This is a genomic window from Pseudomonas sp. AC463 (assembly GCF_979253585.1).
Window position 1 is genome coordinate 1 of sequence record NZ_CEEDDZ010001100.1, and the last position, 240, is coordinate 240.

At 59.6% G+C, this 240-nt stretch carries 1 pseudogene; it reads left to right on the top strand.

Features of this window, described 5'->3' with window-relative positions:
* Positions 1–240: pseudogene (locus AC0IYH_RS33690) on the top strand (bile acid:sodium symporter family protein); the annotation flags it as partial.

The following is a 240-nucleotide window of genomic DNA, read 5'->3' on the forward strand; positions in this document are numbered from 1 at the left end:
GGTCGCGGCCAGTCAGGCGAAGATCGCCGAGTCCGGCCTGCTGATCATGGCCATCGTCATGCTGCACAACAGCCTCGGATTAGGCCTGGGCTATGCTGCCGGACGTTTTTTTGGCATGCCATTGGCACAACGCAAAACCTTGTCCATCGAGGTCGGCATGCAGAATTCAGGGCTGGGCGCAGCACTGGCGAACGCCCATTTCTCTCCACTTGCGGCAGTACCTAGCGCACTGTTCAGCGT